12 protein-coding genes and 2 pseudogenes are annotated in these 16983 nt (G+C 58.7%); 10 read left to right on the top strand and 4 right to left on the bottom strand.

What is annotated here, in order from left to right; translation table 11 throughout:
• Positions 1-31: 31 nt before the first annotated feature.
• Positions 32-1153, top strand: a complete 1122-nt coding sequence (locus tag B0G83_RS34245) for a winged helix-turn-helix domain-containing protein (RefSeq protein WP_105511744.1) — start codon at positions 32-34, stop codon at positions 1151-1153.
• A 592-nt stretch (positions 1154-1745) separates the two neighbouring features.
• Here B0G83_RS34245 and B0G83_RS34240 read toward each other — a convergent pair.
• A complete protein-coding gene (locus tag B0G83_RS34240; protein ID WP_105511743.1) occupies positions 1746-3365 on the bottom strand; it encodes a methyl-accepting chemotaxis protein in 1620 nt (539 codons plus the stop codon).
• Positions 3366-3675: 310 nt separating this feature from the next.
• Between B0G83_RS34240 and B0G83_RS34235 the strand changes: the two are divergent.
• From B0G83_RS34235 to B0G83_RS34220, 4 genes and pseudogenes are all read left to right on the top strand, one after another.
• Positions 3676-4025: pseudogene (locus B0G83_RS34235) on the top strand (transposase); the annotation flags it as partial.
• Between the two features lie 137 nt (positions 4026-4162).
• On the top strand, positions 4163-4798 hold the full coding sequence (cysC, locus tag B0G83_RS34230) for an adenylyl-sulfate kinase (protein ID WP_105511742.1): 636 nt from the start codon (positions 4163-4165) through the stop codon (positions 4796-4798).
• 298 nt (positions 4799-5096) lie between these two features.
• Positions 5097-5516, top strand: coding sequence for a MarR family winged helix-turn-helix transcriptional regulator (locus tag B0G83_RS34225; protein ID WP_105511792.1), 420 nt, complete (start codon positions 5097-5099; stop codon positions 5514-5516).
• Positions 5517-5634: 118 nt separating this feature from the next.
• On the top strand, positions 5635-6987 hold the full coding sequence (locus tag B0G83_RS34220; protein ID WP_105511741.1) for a chloride channel protein: 1353 nt from the start codon (positions 5635-5637) through the stop codon (positions 6985-6987).
• A 259-nt stretch (positions 6988-7246) separates the two neighbouring features.
• Here B0G83_RS34220 and B0G83_RS34215 read toward each other — a convergent pair whose 3' ends face one another.
• The gene (locus B0G83_RS34215) at positions 7247-8017 is read right to left on the bottom strand and encodes a DUF3047 domain-containing protein (protein ID WP_105511740.1); all 771 of its coding nucleotides are present in this window, start codon (positions 8015-8017) and stop codon (positions 7247-7249) included.
• 1571 nt (positions 8018-9588) lie between these two features.
• Positions 9589-9993 carry a BspC domain-containing protein gene (locus B0G83_RS34200; RefSeq protein ID WP_105511738.1) on the bottom strand — a complete coding sequence of 135 codons (405 nt, stop codon included), beginning with the start codon at positions 9991-9993 and terminating at the stop codon, positions 9589-9591.
• 185 nt (positions 9994-10178) lie between these two features.
• Here B0G83_RS34200 and B0G83_RS38360 point away from each other — a divergent pair, with 185 nt between their 5' ends.
• The 4 genes from B0G83_RS38360 (at position 10179) to B0G83_RS34190 (ending at position 14798) form a co-directional block, all read left to right on the top strand.
• Positions 10179-10520, top strand: a complete 342-nt coding sequence (locus tag B0G83_RS38360; RefSeq protein WP_146120335.1) for a hypothetical protein — start codon at positions 10179-10181, stop codon at positions 10518-10520.
• A gap of 157 nt (positions 10521-10677) precedes the next feature.
• On the top strand, positions 10678-12336 hold the full coding sequence (locus B0G83_RS34195; protein ID WP_105511737.1) for a penicillin-binding protein 2: 1659 nt from the start codon (positions 10678-10680) through the stop codon (positions 12334-12336).
• Positions 12337-13549: 1213 nt separating this feature from the next.
• Positions 13550-13702 (top strand): hypothetical protein, encoded by a 153-nt coding sequence (locus B0G83_RS38815; protein WP_181157157.1) that lies wholly within the window; start codon positions 13550-13552, stop codon positions 13700-13702.
• A gap of 661 nt (positions 13703-14363) precedes the next feature.
• Positions 14364-14798, top strand: coding sequence for a universal stress protein (locus B0G83_RS34190; RefSeq protein WP_105511736.1), 435 nt, complete (start codon positions 14364-14366; stop codon positions 14796-14798).
• Between the two features lie 986 nt (positions 14799-15784).
• Here B0G83_RS34190 and B0G83_RS34180 read toward each other — a convergent pair.
• A pseudogene (locus B0G83_RS34180) lies at positions 15785-16069 on the bottom strand (DUF1840 domain-containing protein); the annotation flags it as partial.
• Between the two features lie 306 nt (positions 16070-16375).
• On the opposite strand from B0G83_RS34180, the gene B0G83_RS34175 reads away from it, so the two are divergent.
• Positions 16376-16903, top strand: a complete 528-nt coding sequence (locus tag B0G83_RS34175) for a hypothetical protein (protein ID WP_258168444.1) — start codon at positions 16376-16378, stop codon at positions 16901-16903.
• Positions 16904-16983: the final 80 nt, after the last annotated feature.

Raw genomic sequence — 16983 nt, 5'->3', positions numbered from 1 at the left:
GGAAGCGAGAACATGAATTTCGCCGCGAAAGATGTCGAAAATCGTGTATAAATATTGCGAATTTCAGAGCGACAAAACCACCAAACCACTGCCGCCAAGGACGATGAGTAAACAGTTCGACGATGTTCCGCTCGCGCGGCGTAGGGCTCTTGCCGCTAAGCTTCTGTTGAGTGGTGAGGGTATTAGCGAAGTGTCCAGAAAGGCTCGACTGAGTCTTCCGACCGTGAGCAAATACAAGGAACTGGTTGAAAGGGGCGGAGCTGACGTCCTTGCTCGCCTTCGCATCCACGGCGGCCCCTCGCGACTGGATGATGCGTCGCAAAGCTGGCTCGTTAGCACGATCAAGCACTCACCTGGAATTCACGGCTATCCAGGGCCGACCTGGACCATAAGCCAACTGCGCGAATTGATCTTTCGGCGTTTCGGAGTCCAGTTTTCAGCTTCGCATGTTGGCTACCTCGTTCGGGGCTATGGCCTCGCATACCGACTCACCTATTCAACGTCAGAAAAAGCGTCGCCTGCTACCGCTCAGAAATCGCAGAGCGACGTCTATGCCGCGCGCCGAAGGGTTGCTGCGAAAATGCTGCTGGATGGGGGCAACGTCGAGCACGTTTCCAAAGCGCTCAACATCAGCGCGCGCACCATTGCAAAATACAGATCAATGGTAATTGCTGATGGAGTTGAGGCTGTTGAACAGCTCAAGTCATCAGGGCGCAAGGCTACGCTTGGCCCCGAAGCCCTTGAGTGGTTACGGGCGGCAATGGAGGGCAGCCCCATGGCCCACGGCTACGAAACCGAACTCTGGAGAATCGGGGATATTCAAAAGCTGATCAGAGAGAAGTTCGGCGTTTACCACTCCGGCGGACACGTGAGGACCGTCGTCGGGAAGCTTGGAATGGACCACCGGACGCGATCGCCGAAGCAGCGCACGGACACGAAGCCTTCGGCGATGAGTGACGAAACGCTGGCATGGGTTGCCGCAGCGCTCAGGCAGTCGCCTCGGGCGCACGGTATAGAGGCTGATCACTGGACGAACGCGCGTTTGCGCACTGTGCTTCACCTGCGGGTAGGCGTTGATTATTCTCGCGGATATATCTGGGAAATTGCCGCCCGTGCCGGGGTGGCGGACCTGCTTACAAGGCGCCGGGGCTGATGAATTCATTCTGGCGCTGACCACAATCGCCCAGCCTGCTAGCTGTCCGCTATATCGCGACTCGGGCTCGTCGACGTTTTGCGAGGGGCGGCATTAGTGGGGCGAGCCGAGCCGGACGTCATGCGGTGTTGCCTATCGTGTTGTTGTGGATGTTGAGCGGCGCTGCAGTATGGATTCGGGAAGGATTCGAAAACCCGTCCTAGTTCTCCCAGCGCGAGCGACGCACACAGGCGTGGGCAAAAAATAGCCCTCCCCCCACAACAAAGGGACAGGCCTGGGAAACACACACCGGGAAAGGAAATCAGCTATTCCCCGAGAGCCGACCTTAACCTTTCAAAACGACAGAATCAAGTACCCGCCTAACACTGGTTATTTGTGTACAACCCGACGATGGCCCATCGATCACGTCGAGCAGATGCCCAGCCGGTTTACCTGCTGTCAGTCTTGCTGCATAGTGGGTAAAAACTGACCTGACGGGGAAGTCGTGGTTTTTCTAATTCTGGACGTACCAAAAGCCGAGCTTCCCGACTTGCAGCGTGATCTACAGGCGTTTGGTGGTGCAACGTTCGCCGCGAGATTGCGGCGCGGGTCCTTACGCGAACACTGCTCGGTGCTGCGCCGAAGCCGGCGCGAGCGGTGCACCGCCGTTCGCGTCAGCGTCGCCTACCTGAAACGCCGCCGCCGCGCGTTGCAAGCTCATCGCATGCTCCTTCAGCGACTGCGCCGCGGCCGCCGCCTGCTCGACGAGCGCCGCGTTCTGCTGCGTCATACTGTCCATCTGCGTGACCGCGAGATTCACCTGATCGATGCCGGCGCTCTGTTCCGCCGCGGCCGCCGCGATCTCCTGCACGACACCGGTCACACGCATGATCGCGTCGCGCGCTTCGTCGATCGTCGAACCGGTGTTTTCGACCAGCGTCGCACCACTGCCGACGCTGCCCACCGCATGACTGATCAGCTCGCGGATTTCTTTCGCCGCGGTCGCGCTACGCTGCGCGAGGCTGCGCACCTCGCTCGCGACGACTGCGAAGCCGCGGCCCTGCTCGCCTGCTCGTGCCGCTTCGACCGCCGCATTCAACGCGAGAATGTTGGTCTGGAACGCGATGCCCTCGATCGTCGCGATGATCTCGACCATGCGGCCCGATTCGTTCGAGATGCCCTTCATCGCCGCGACGGCCTGCGTGATCACGTCGCCACCGCGGTTCGCGATTTTTGCGGCGCCGGCCGCAAGCTCGCTGGCGGTGCGCGCGTTGTCCGCAGTCTGGCGGACCATCGCCGTCATCTGCTCCATGCTCGACGCCGTTTCCTGCAATGACGCCGCCTGGTTCTCGGTGCGCGACGACAGGTCTGCGTTGCCGTTCGCGATCTCGTTCGCGCCGCACGCGACGTTGTCGGAAGCATGCTTGATCTGACAAATGGTGCTGGTCAGCGCGTCACGCATTCGCTGCATCACGTGCAGCAGGCTGGACGTGTCGCCGTCGCGCGTGCGGATCGCCACGGTCAGGTCGCCCGATGCGATCGCGTCCGCCACGTTCGCTGCGTAGGCCGGATCGCCGCCGACCGTGCGCGCGATGCTGCGGTTCGTCAACGCGACGAGTGTCACGAGCACCGCCGACACCGCCAGGAAAATCGCACCGATCAGCCACAGCGACGCCATGAACGCAGCGTCGATGTCGTCGACATAGGCGCCGGTCGCGATGATCCAGTCCCACGGCGCATAGCGCACCACGTAGCCGATCTTGCCGACCGCCTGTGTCGACGCCGCACCCGAATGTGGGAACACATAGTCGACAAAGCCGCCGTCCGGCGCCTGCGCAGCCGACGCGAACGTCACGTAATGGTGGCGGCCGTCGGCATCGGCGCTGCCCGCGAGATCCTTGCCTTCGAGTGCCGGCTTGATCGGATGCATCACCATCTGCGGCTTCGAGTTGATCACGAGGAAGTAGCCGTCTTCGCCGTAGCGGACGCCGCGCAAGCGTTCGAGTGCCTGCTTGCGGGCATCGGCCTCCGGCAGCGCGCCGCTTTGCGCCAGCGCGGCATACTCCGTCACGATGCTGAGCCCGACGTGTGCGATATTCGTGAGGTCGTGCTTACGTTCCGCAATGCGCGTCTCGCGCGACTGCCACGCCGCCGATACGGAGACGGCGAGCAACGCGACGAGGCTGATGATCAGCGGCAGCCACAGCTTCTGCTTAAAACTGAGCTTGTGCATCCTGAGTCCTCGAGCAAACGAATGGAAATCGCGCAGGGCTGCCGCGCGAAGTGGCACGTGAATGGGCGCGCCGGATGCCGCCGGTGGGCTGTCCGGCGGCCGTCCAAGTGGTCCCTGCTCAAGTTATCGGCGGATACTAGCGAAAGTTTCATCCTGTGAAACCCTCGGTTACCACCTTGTCAAGGCGTATCAAAGAGCGCTTGTGGGTCGTCTCCGACCGAGCGTCATCAGGCACTAGCCGGCCCAGACCGTGTCAAAACGCATTTTTGAAGCGCTAAAATTTCTCATCCGATAGCGGAGGATGAGCAATATGAAGCGATTCGTCCAGGGCGATAGTCGTACGCAAAGCTTTCTCCGGCCAGAAGCGTTTGATGACTATGTGACGGACACGAATCCTGTGCGCGTAATTGATGTCTTTGTAGATGAGCTTGATCTTCATAAACTCGGGTTTGAAGGTGTCGAACCAGCGTTGACCGGTCGGCCGTCGTATCACCCCGAGGTGATGCTCAAGATCTATATCTATGGTTACCTGAACCGTATTCAATCGAGCCGTCGCCTTGAACGCGAGGCGCACCGCAACGTCGAACTGATGTGACTCACGGGCCGCCTGACGCCGGACTTCAAGACCATCCCCGGTTCCGTAAAGACAACGGCAAGGCGAACTATTGCCACTCACGGCAGATCCGTCAAAGCGACATTTAGCTGAGCAGGGCGAGCCGCTGTTACTTTTTTTGGAGAGTTAAGGTTGGCATCGCGAGTGACGTTACTGCGATTACATCCCCTGCTACTTGACATCAATGAACAAGATACTTCCCTTTCTGCAGCGCCACGATGGCACCATCACCGGTGACGACCGGATCCGGCTATTTCGCCAGAAACCCGTCACTATCTGGCTAACTGGGCTATCCGGAGCTGGGAAGTCAACGCTCGCTTTCGCACTTGAGCGCGAGCTAATTGCACTCGGTCGCCCCTGCTATGTGCTCGACGGCGACAATATCCGTCACGGCCTGACGTCTGACCTCGGATTTCGCCTTGAGGACCGGAGGGAGAACGTCCGCCGGGTGGCACACGTCGCCCGCCTGATGAACGACGCCGGCCTGATCGTCATTAGCGCGCTGATTTCCCCGATGCGTGAAGACAGAGCTATGGCGCGTGAAATCATTGGACATGAGCATTTCGTCGAGACGTATCTCTCTGCATCGATCGATGCGTGCGCCGAGCGTGACCCCAAGGGGCTCTACGCAAAAGCTCGCGACGGCGCGATCCCGTCATTCACGGGTATCTCCGCCCCCTACGAAGTACCGCTCAATCCGGATTTGAACATCGATACTGCCAGGACGACGGTTACGGTTAGCGTGACCCACCTGTTCGCCTATTTGCTGGACCACTGCTTCCTGTTTGACAGGCCTTGCATTAGTCAATCCATCCCCTGAACTCCCGCCGACCGGGGGGAAACCCAGCAGCGTAACGTCGAATGGCTCGGTTCAACCCACGGCAGCCTGCCATCTACTAGTGCTGAATGTCTGCTATGGCGCGGCCATCAGCCCGTCAGCGCGTTTATCTGACCTGTTCCGTCCTCGCATTCAGCGCTCTAAAATCCCAAAAGAGCAGCGGATCGTCTCGACAATGTCGACGCCATGGCTGGACAGGCATGTTGCTGATGCGGCGGCGAAGGATCTGGGGATGCAACGCACGCAATATCTGAAACCCATTTTGGTATCCGGAGATGAAATGAGTTCGCACAAGGGCGCTTTCTCTGAAGCACCGAGCAAGGAAGATCTGGAAGCAATGTCGGAGTTTCGCTACCGGTTACGACGCTTCCTGCGTTTTTCCGAAGAGGTAACTCGTGCTGCGGGCGTCACGCCCTTGCAGTATCAACTCATGCTGCAGGTAAGAGGTTTTCCGGGCCGGTCGTGGGCGACGGTTGGCGAACTGGCCGAACGACTGCAGGCTGCGCCCAACGGCACAGCCGCTCTCGTGTCGCGCTGCGAATCCGCTGGCCTGGTGATTCGCAAACCCGGCGACGAGGACCGAAGACAGGTCCGGGTTCATCTCACGGTAAAGGGTGAACGATGCCTCCTGAAACTGGCGGCCCTGCACAAACCCGAGATCGCATCATTCGGCTGGGCATCCCGCAACACGACTGAATAGTCTCAAAATGTGGCTTTCACCCAGACCGGTGTCAGCCGTACTGTCACATGTGGCATGGGCCGAGATATGGCACAGTATGCTATATCCGCTATACTGATGCCTTTCCGGTGGCGGCCGCATGCATATTCCAGATCTCATCGACAAACGTGCACTGCAACGTGGCCGGCGGCTTTGGCTGCACTATGGCGTTTTCTGGCTGGGTGCTATTGTGACTGGTCTCCTCGCCGTCCTCTACGCGCAGTTGATCGACATCGGATACAACACTTTCCTGCGGTACGCGACACGCTACTGGTGGCTTCCTTTGCCTGTTACACCCTTCATTGGTGCGGTTGGTGTCTGGCTAACACGACGCTATTTCCCAGGGGCGGAAGGCAGCGGCATTCCGCAGGTAATTGCGACACTCCATGACGACGGCACCCTCGCTCCGCGGCTTCTCAGCATCAGGATCCTGATAGGCAAGATAGCCGTGTCGTTTCTTTCGATACTGGGTGGCTTCACGATCGGCCGCGAAGGCCCAACCATCCACGTCGGCGCGGCGCTTATGTTCAACCTGCGGCGCTTTTACCCGCAGCGATTTCGGGCCATTCGCGGCACCGAGCTGGAACGCAGGCTCGCTCTCGCGGGAGCAGCGGCCGGTTTGTCGGCAGCCTTCAATGCACCACTTGCTGGCGTCGTTTTTGCCATTGAGGAGTTGACCCGCAGCTTTGAACAACGCACGAGTGGTGTGTTGATTACCGCCATTATTTTCGCCGGCGTCGTTTCATTGGGGCTACAGGGAAACTACACCTACTTCGGCACGATCGACGTAGGTGGTCAATTCCCAGATTTGCTTGCTGTGGCGGTTCTGCTGATCGGTGCGGTGTCGGGTGTCGCAGGTGGCATGTTCTGCTGGCTGCTGCTGAATACCCACCGCTGGATGCCTGCTTCAGTCACGACCTGGCGAGGACGCCGACCGGTCGCATTCGGCGCTGCCTGCGGCCTGATCGTAGCCGTGATCGGCGTCACGTCGGGTGGGCATACGTTCGGCAGCGGCTATGCCGAAGCGCGTGCGATGCTGGAAGGACGCGCGCAGCTCGGCGCCACTTATCCGCTGCTCAAGATGGCGTCGATGGTCGGATCGTATTTGCCGGGAGCGCCGGGTGGCCTGTTTGCACCGTCTCTTGCCATTGGCGCGGGAATCGGCAACGCATTGCACCTGATATTCGGCCAGATGCAGCTTCCGATGCTGATCGCCCTCGGCATGGTCGGTTATCTGGCTGCTGTCACCCAGAGTCCAATCACCGCGTTCGTCATTGTCATCGAGATGATCAACGGCCACGCACTCGTCATCTCGCTGATGGCCACCGCGCTGATATCCAGTCAGATGTCGAAGCTGTTTGCGCCCGCATTGTACGAAGCGTTGTCGGAGCGTTATCGCAGCCCGAGCGACGCACCAGGAATTGCCGTCGCGGATGACTCGCATCGCAAATGATTCCAAGAGCCTGTTGTTCCAGACTAATAAGCGGCCGCGTGAGCGCGTAACAAACGTCGCTCACGCGGTGCATTCAGGCCATTGGATTCAGAGAACTGACCGGCTCTTGATGGCCGGTTGTACCCGCCGACCTATGCCGTCACAAAACTGTCGTTGCCCCAGAAAGAATGGTTGCGACTATCAGCCTTCGGCGAAAGGACTCAAGGACAGCCACTCGTATCGTACCGATGTGCTCAGTTAGTTCGACGGCTTTGCGTTATCAGGGCCCGGGCAGGAACTCGACGTCGCCGTACCACGCGCGTGTCGTGGTCCCAGTATTGTCGGTATCGGTCAGCAGCCCGTAGCCGGTGATTCGTCCTGGCGGCTCGTGAAAGACCCGCTCGTAGTCTTGCACAATATTGCGGCGCAGGTTTTGCCACTGACCCGCATCGCCGGACAGACCGGAGACCGTGATCATCTGTACGCGGTTCGTGTGAGGGTTGGCAATGACGGTCCCTGGCGCGGCGGTGGTCGACCAGATATACATCAGCGTGCCATAGGGCAGCTCTTCGCCACCCAGGCGCCTTGCCAGATCCATCTTGGCCCGGTCGAAAAACGATAGCTTGCTTTTGTCGCCGTCAAATAAGAACACCAGTCGCGCTGGCGCGTCTTCCTTCGATCCGACGCGGTTGTCGGCCCCCTCGATCGGTTCTTCTGCTTTCCAGCGCCATGCCACCACAGGTGTGCGGGCGAGGTCGATGTTGCCCTTGTGCATCAGCGCAGACGCTGAGTGATTCGCGTCCGCCTGCAGGACGGCGGTCTGACCTTCGTGAACGAGCGTGTATTGCGTCATGGGCTTGCCGTGCACGACCGGCACGTTCTGCCAGCCTGATGGCAGTGGTGCGCCGGGCTCGATCGCGGAAAAGGCGATACCCGGCTTTTCGTCCTGGGCAAGAAGGGCTGGCGGCAACAGAAGGAGCGCGAGGCACACGGCTATCCAGACTGGTCGGGTTGTTCGTTTCCGTACTCGATGGATCCACGGAAGATACATGGCTGGTCGCATTCGTCTTTTGACTAGTATCCATTGTAGTCGCTAGATGCTGCGGACCGTGAAACTAAGCCCGCTGGAGTAAATCAGGATTTCCAGACTCGCTTTTCCCCGAAAGAGCACGCAAAACGCGTCCTGTCTCACCTTCCATCAGACACATTTCTGCATCGCAACATCCATAAATTCGGATACGTGCGTGGCCAGTCTCCCGACAATGCGGCCCGGGCTCGAGCCAAGGGGATTTCGCCTGCGCATACGCAGCGGTTCAGAAAAACGGTGAAGCGTCGCTTGCGGCGTTCCCCGCCAGGACCGTCCCACGGGATCAGGTCGAAATTCTCTGGTGCGTCCGGAGATCCACCGAGCAGCACTGGTACGCGAAAGTCGAGCGCATAGAGGGGTGCCGATTCCGGAGCGATAGCGCGCTGGGCGAGAAGCTCGCCCTTACGAAATAGTCGCTCATCGACCGACGGCGCCACTCTTGTGAGGTAATCGCGGTGGCAGATGGTCCTTTCAATGGTCGACTGCGTCACACGAGGGTCTAGCGGCGATGGCGACGTTGCGTAAAGCGTTAACGAATAAGATCCCAGCGCGAGGCCACCGAGCACGGCTGGTGTGATCAGCAACCGTGAACGGCGCATGGGGTTTCTCCGAAACATCCGAACCTTGTCAGTACACGTGATTCTGCATGGCAGCCGCCTGGAAGCTTGTTTGTTGAAAGGCGGCCCGGGACGTCATAGTGTACAGCGACAGTGTTTTAGTCGAGCGCGCTGCCAGACCGAAGGCGGAAGAAAACTGCAAGTCGTTTACAGCCGAATGAAACGGACGCGGCTTGGGCGTACAAGCCAGTACCGACTCCCTGCTAGCGCATCAAACTCACCACCCGGAAGCGCAAACAGGGAACGATGATGGGTCGAGTTACATAGTTCAGGTTGCCATACTCACGGGCTTCGTCACGGTGTCCAACGAAGATATACGGGTTCCCCACCTTTCGTCTGTCCGTCACTGCATGTAAGCTCATCACGGGTGTGGTGGCGCCAGGTTGTCTAACGGTAACCGGCCGACAAGATCCCCTGCAAAGGGGTTGCGAACCAGGGAACCTCCTTCAATCTTAAATAGACGACTAGTGAGAGCGGGAACATCGTGATCAGACTTCTGGGCGTTTTCGCGCGCATGGTCGGCCTGGCAGGCTGCATTGCCGTCCTGCCCCCTGCTTCCGACCCGGCATTCGAAGACACATCTGTATTCTCCGCCGGCTATTACGCAGCGCCGGCAATCGGGATCGGCCCGGGCCACAATGGGCGACACTGGCACCAAGGGTATTGAACCCTGTGAGACGCTGCAGCATCGTGATCACCATGTCACCTCGAAGACGTCTTGATGTTTAAGCAGGTCGTGGTGACCGTCGCCACGGACTCAGATCAGGCAACGAAACCGGTTATGTCCCGTAGCTGGATATCATCTTTCCTGCGCGTTCTGAAGGTCTCTGCGAATACCGTCAAAATCGAAACAATAGGTTGCTAGTCTGGTCTACTGGCCACCAGGTGGAATGAACCGCGTTGGCTGCGGCTCGACCATTACTGGATGGTGGTCGGCTGAGCGCTCAGGCCCACGACATGCGCGTGCCAAATTTTGCACGTCGCCTTGACGGGAACCCGGACATATTTGCCACGGACCTTGGCGAAGGCCGGCGTTTTGACCACGGTGTCGATCGGCAACGTTGTCGTATCGCCCGCAATGGCCTTACCGGATAGTACTTTTGCAGTCAGAGCACGGCGCTCCGAAATAATAAATAAATCGTATCGTGGGGTGGTGAGAACCCAGCGATCGAAAGCGGCTACGCAATTGACGACTACATCGGGCACATGCATGCGCCGCAGATAAGCATAGTCTTCTGGGATGTCCGCTGGCGGCTGCGCATTGGCACGCAGGCAGATCCAGCTGAAGGTGAGGAGGAGAAAAATGGCGGTGGTAAGCTTCATGCAAATGGGTGCCCGCGGATGCGGGTAACTTCAGGACAGCAAAACGGCATATGAGTATACACGCGCTTGTCGGACAATCGGCCCGCATTTTCCACCTATTCCGGCGTGAAGGTCCGTCCGGGTCGATGCGACCTGGCTGCTCACCGGCACGTCTAGAAGATGGAAACGCCGTGCGAGCAGCCAGCATGAAACTCCTGTTCGCGGCGGGTATCTGCCTCGCTGTCGCGTCGTGCTCCCGACCTGATCCGGTGTTCTCCAGCGCACCGCAATATTCCGGCGTCTCGGAGAATAGTCTTTCGTCGGTGGTCAAATGTATTGCGGATAGATGGGAGCGCAGCACGCGTCATCTGCATCGCACACGCGTTGGAGCAACGGTGCGTTTGCAGGGCAGAACCTGGTTTCGGGGCGTGCCGATTGGCGTCAAGATCACGCGCGGCGTCCGACAGACAACGGTGCAGTTTTTCGAAGCGCGTTCGACGGACCGCATCTATGTCGCCTTCATAAAGAGTTGCCTTAGGCACCGATGATCGGCTACTTTATGTGGAAATGGCTCACGTCGGTTCTCGCGAACGTGACACAAGCCGCCTCTTCGAAAATAACCCAACGCGCCAGCGTTCAGCGCCCTTGCAGTTTTCCTCCCGCCCAATCAGATCTCGCACCATGCCCCGATGGCGCTCCCGCGCGATGGGCGCGGTGTTCACTCTGGGTTTTCTCGTGCTTGCGACGCGGGCGGCATGGGTGCAAGGCATCAACGATGAGTTTTATCAGAAGCAGGGTGAGGCAAGGCAGGTTCGTGAATTCGCCATTCATGCTTCGCGCGGGCGCATCCTCGATCGTAACGGGAGACCGCTGGCGCTCAGCCTGCCCACCCGCACGTTATGGATGGACGCGCTGGGTGCCAAGCCGCTTTCCGACACTCAAGCTAAAGCGTTGGCAAGCGCATTGAATCTCGACGCAGCGCGTATCAATACGATCGCCGCTTCTCGCCGATCATTCACATACCTCAAACGCCAGGTGCCGTTGAGCGTCGCACAACGCGCGTTGGGACTTGACGTGCCGGGGGTCTACGCCCAACCAGGTTACCGCCGGTACTACCCGGAAGGCAATATTGCGGCACATGTCACAGGCTTCACGGGCATCGACGGCAAGGGGTTGGAAGGTATCGAAAAAATCGACAATCGGTGGTTGACGGGGATCGACGGCAGCCGGCGCGTGCTGCGCAATGCTCACGGTCAGGTCATCGAGACATTGGCCCTTGTGCGGCCGGTCGCCGGCAAAGACGTGAACCTCTCCATCGACCAGCCCATTCAATACGCAGCGTTTCGTGCGTTACATGATGCCGTCCAGCGAACCGACGCCCAATCAGGATCGGCAATCGTGCTCGATGTTCATACGGGTGAGATTCTCGCCATGGCCAACTGGCCGAGTTTCGATCCAAACCTCCTTGGAAAGAGATCCGGTGAAGCAATACGCAATCGCGCGGTGACCGATGTGTTCGAACCTGGTTCGGTAATGAAGCCCATCACGATCTCACTGGCGCTCCAGCGCAACTATGTTTCACCGCGCTCCGTTGTGCCAACCAACGGAGGCCGGCTGCGGCTCGACGGCGTAACGATTCACGACGACAAGAACTTCGGCACACTGACCGTGAGCGGTGTCGTGCAGAAATCGAGCAACGTAGGCACGAGCAAAATCGCACTGCTCCTGCAACCACGCGATATGTGGAGCAATTTCCACGCGGTTGGTCTCGGCCATCCGCCGCGCGCAGGACTGCCGGGCGCTGCCGGCGGAGCGCTGCGGCCGTATCAACACTGGCGGCGTGTCGAACAGGCCACAATGTCTTACGGCTACGGTCTGTCCGCGTCGCTGTTGCAACTTGCACAGATGTACACCGTATTCGGCAATAAGGGAGTCTTTGTGCCCGCTACCATCGCTGTGCGACGCGATGGCAGCCTTCCTGGCAAGCGCGTTTACTCGCCGCATGTCGCCGCTCAAGTTCTGGACATGCTTGAATCTGTTGTTTCAGAGGACGGGACGGCGCCTCAGGCCGCAGTGCCTGGTTACACCGCGGCAGGCAAAACCGGTACGGCCTACCGATGGACGGCTCATGGATACGATCGCAGTCAATATCGGGCCTCGTTCGTCGGCATTGTGCCGGCAACACAACCGCGCGTTGTCATCGCGGTCTCGATCGACCGCCCACAACACGGTTTGCATTTCGGCGGGGCGGCGGCGGGACCGGTGTTTTCCGATATCGCAGCAAAAACCATGAGCCTGCTGGGTGTAACACCTGATAATCCGGAACGGACCTTCGATCATGTTGAGTCGAAGCCCGTCACATGAAATGTGCCCGCGAAAAGCGCGCCTGAATTCGCAGATTCGACTGGCAACTTCGGAACTGGCGACTCTTCAACCTCGGCGCACCTGCCAAAATATGCCGGATTCGTCCGCTGGCTCCGCCCCTGCCCCTGACCGCGCCAAGCGTTGAACGCCTGTCATCGTGATACCACGTCACGCGTAAACAGATGAAGCGCTTTGTTCGAGGCGACCGTCGAACGGGAACCGCCCATCCTCCTGCGCGTATCGACGATTACTTGACGGATACCAATCCTGTCCGCGTAGCCAGTTGTTTGTCGACAAGACTGATCATGGCAGACCGTGTTTTGGTAATGGGTCGAGCCTGCGGTTACCGGTAGGCCGTCATATCCCCCAAAGTAAGCTCAAGATACATCCACTGCAATCGGATTCAGTCTGGAACACAAGGCGCAGCGCGGCCTCGTGTTCACCTCGTTGATCGCGCGTTGATGCCGGACTTCTAGTCCGTCAGTGGCGCCCGCAAAGAAAAAGGGAAACCCAACCTGGGGATCTGCCGTCCGTTTCGGCGATATATCAGCAATCGAATCGCCTCTCCGATTCCGCCGGGCAGCCGCGGGGGCAGGTTCTTCCCTCGCTTAACCGCCTCGGGGATCGTGGTTACAGTGCTAGTCACGCCTAGCCCTTTATTGTTCAGTTACTTTCTAAGTTTAGGCCTTTGCGTTGACCGACGTGATCCACTGAAAAGACAGCCAAATTGCATCATGCGTCTGAACCGCCCCGCTCCCGCAATTCATGCCGAATCAGGCAAATCTGCCGGACCATCCGTATCATTGCAGTTGAGGAACGAGCGAACATATCGTGACGAATGCGGGTTGCCCGGATAGCAGAGCGTGTAGACCGGAATAAAGACAGATCTGGGACGGGAAGGCGTAGTTTCGCCGATATGGCAGCGCAGAGGTGCTCGGGATAAAGTTACATCGAACGAAAACCTTCTATTTCAGGGGATATAACCTCGCGCTGCGGACATCGGCCCCATCGACGGACAGCGACAAAATATCACTATGTGACATACGCTCCCTATTTACTTCAGTGGAGGCAGGTGCAACGCAGAATGACTTTCTAGCTGTTGCCAGCAGGGTGGTGCTCGGACGTGGGAACAATTCCCGCAGGAGGCTGGCGGCTACCGGAGCCAACAGCCAGGATAAGACGAGCGCCGATCCTGCCTCATTAGAAAACGACGATGGGCGTCAATTTCCATTGGATTCTCTTCTTTTTCGGTCTGATCGTTCTTGGTGTGATCGCCATGAGCCTCTCGGCGCTGTTCGGAACGAATCCCCGCGATCATCGAACTGACTCGCGGCAAACCCGCGCATCTGATCAGCAGAACGACTGATTCCGGACGTGTAGAAGATGCCCGTGTCCGTGATGGCAAGACGCTTCCATCTTCTGCTATGGACAGCGGTCGGGCGCTGGGCACACTGGATGCAGGCGAATATTGAGCCCCCACGTTGCCCCAGGAAGTTGGGAGGGTTCAATGCGCACGCAATCATCCTTTCTTGAAGCGCGCATGCCGTCCGGCGCCTTTACGCCGATGCGTAACACGCAGGCCGGAGGAAAGTTTGACCATACATGTCATGATGTGACATATAATTGATTCAAATGCTCGCGTCTGCACGCCAGCGGGCGTCGAAGGTGTAACCCGTACGAGGAAATCTGAACACGCGAAAGCGGCCACGTCGCATTGCAATCGACTTTTGTCAGGATTTTGGCGACGCAATCTCACGTAACGCAAATGAGGCGTAACGGTCATCAACAACGACTTTGACAGCTACCTGCTGATTGCGTTTGCGCTCCTAGGTACTATCCTGGTTGGCGATCTGCTCAGCATGTTGCAGCTGCAAAAATGGCACCCCAAGCTGTTGGGTGCCACGGCCGGCGCTTTACTGGGTTTCGTGCTGATCGAGGCCGTGCCTGTCTTCACCTGAACAATTTCGTGGCGACCGATTCAATCGCTCGAATGGACGATCCTGCGAAAGTTGGCAAAGGAATCCACTATGGCTCCGTTCAATCGGATCCTGCTTTGTTATGACGCCACACCGGAGGGTCGGATCGCGCTGCGCTGCGGTGCGGCTCTTGCGCAGCAGTTGCAAGCGGAAACCCATCTGCTCTCGATTTTTGACTGCACAGACTGGTCTAGCGGGTTCGACGTTCTGTCGTCGATGAAATTCGAGGTCGATGAGCAGGTGGCACGGGAGACACTGCGCGAGGGCATTGACTGGCTGCGGGCATGGGGCGTAACCGCAACGGGACATTATTCGGTCGGAAACGCGGTTGACCAGATTTCCCGCCTTGCGGAATCATTGAAAGTTGACCTGATCGTCATTGGACATCATCCGCATGGGCTTTTTGCGCGTTGGTGGACAGGAGAAAACCACGCATCGCTGCTCGACCGGGTATCTTGCGGTGTTCTGTTCAAGGTTGCCCATTGACGGTCTTGCATGGATTCGAATCGGCATTCGAGCGGTCTATCAACCGGTGACCATCATCGGACGGCAGTACAACACAGGGCTACATCGAAAATGTCTGTTTGACCCGAAACGCCGGGTTTTCCTTTGGTTCGGAAATGCCCCGAAAATAGCCACCGCGATGGCGAAGCGCAATATCGACACGACGCTCGCGGGCGTCTGTGCTACATAGCCGGACCGGTTTTGCATCCCGGACGCGGGACAGTCGTCATTGGGTAAAGGAATCCTGATCTGTTCGCGGGCGGCTAGAAGCTCTTCATTGAGCGTACAACCGTGGAGGCTAAGATGATCATAGATCTTCTCGTACAGATTGGGGTTTCGGCTGCAGTGCTTGCGATGGTCGTTCTTTTCGTCATCGCCCAGGATCCCCAAAACCATACCCGTGAACGGATTCTTCGATATGCGGCTGGCAAGCACTGGTGGAGCCGCACTCGTCACGGACCCTGACGCTGCTAGCGGCATCGGTCCAGCACGCTCCCTCCACCTTCCGCGGCCCTGACCACCGATGCAACAGCGTCGGCGGGTCGGGCGATGCTTCCTTCAGGTTCCTCCTCCCATCGACGGATTGTCTTACAGTACCGGCCAGAGAAAAATGACATGCTGATTTTCGCCAGAGTGGCTCTGACTCGTGTCTCCCGTGTGCCATCGCCCGTTTTCAGGACAGCGGCCCTTCGGCCACCTCACCAGCATGAATGGTCCGCTCAATAGCATCTCGAGCGTCGTGTAACCGTAGGCACCGACAACCGTCACCGGGATATCAGCGCGATAACAGGCGGCCACTGCGTTGGCTGGCGTCACCCTCCATGTGCCGACGGGCTCACTGCCATTCGCGTTTTGACACGATCCCGATCCGACACGCTGCGGTCGGAGGCTAGAGTATCCGCCTGCCCGCGCTGATGCGCAGATGCCGCATGCAGTGAGGGCCGCTGCGACCACGCGCCATCTAATTGTTTGCTGGCTTCACGCATCATGTCGAGAAATGGCCAGGCCCGTTGTGAAAGTCCACTGCCAGATTCCGGAGGCGTTCGCGGGCATACTGCAGCGATTCGAGCACGATCGCCGCCTCTTTAGTCCGAAATCGCCACTTCGAGACGGCGGATTGTGCGAGGCACCTCGTCATGGAGGATGACCCCGCGCGTTTCGAACCGCTTTCCCACAAGACCGAACAGATACCGGGCGACGTCCCTGAGCATCACGACTTCGAGCGTCGCGGGCGATTGAAACGTGATCAGCAAAGTCGCTCCTTGCTTCGATCGGTATTGCACCATCGCACGAGAAAGCCATTCGGACCCACCCCGGAGAACTCGCGCAACGCGTTGTCACTGACCGGCGTTATGGAGCCATTCCGGGATCGGCGTATTGGCGCCACCTGATGATCGGCGCATAGGCGCCAGCGCAGGATCGGCGTTATGGCGCCAGTCCGTGACCGGCGTAAAGGAGCCAGTCAATGATCGGCGTATAGGCGCCACTGGCGCGGGGTGTTGAACGCGATTCGAACTTTCTAGATGGGTACGCTCCCGTTCTTTCTGAACGGAGTGTCCATGACCAACCGGAGGTTCGAATTGTTTGAGTACCGTCAAGTCCTTGTCCGCATGCGGCAAGGCGATTCTGATCGCGACATCGGGCGTAGCGGCCTGATGGGTCGCAAGAAGTTGACCGCTGTTCGTCGTATGGCCGACGAGCGCGGCTGGCTGAATCCCGGGCAGCCGTTGCCTGACGATACCGTGATTGCCGGCGTGTTTGGCCGCACTCCACATTTGCCGAGCACATGCGTGTCCACTCTCGAGCCGTTTCGCGAGCAGATCCGTGACTGGCATGACGCCGGCGTTCAGGGCACAACGATTCACCACGCGCTGAAACGCAACCATGGCTACACCGGCAGCTACTCGGCGGTGCGCCGTATCCTGCTGGGCCTGAGGGCCGAACGCGGCGTGCCCGCCACAACGATCCTTGAGTTTGCGCCAGCAGAGGCCGCACAGGTTGACTTCGGCGCCGGGCCGGTACTACCACATGAATCGGGCGCGCAGATCAAGACGTGGTTCTTCGTCATGACCGTAAGCGTCATTTGAAGGCCGTATCGACATCGACGTTGAGAGTGTCCAAAGTGATGTCCATCACTTCGAGTAGTGGGGACCACTTTGATGACAGA

This window comes from Paraburkholderia sp. BL21I4N1, assembly GCF_002973525.1.
GTDB lineage: Bacteria > Pseudomonadota > Gammaproteobacteria > Burkholderiales > Burkholderiaceae > Paraburkholderia.
This window is presented reverse-complemented; position numbering and strand designations above follow the sequence as displayed.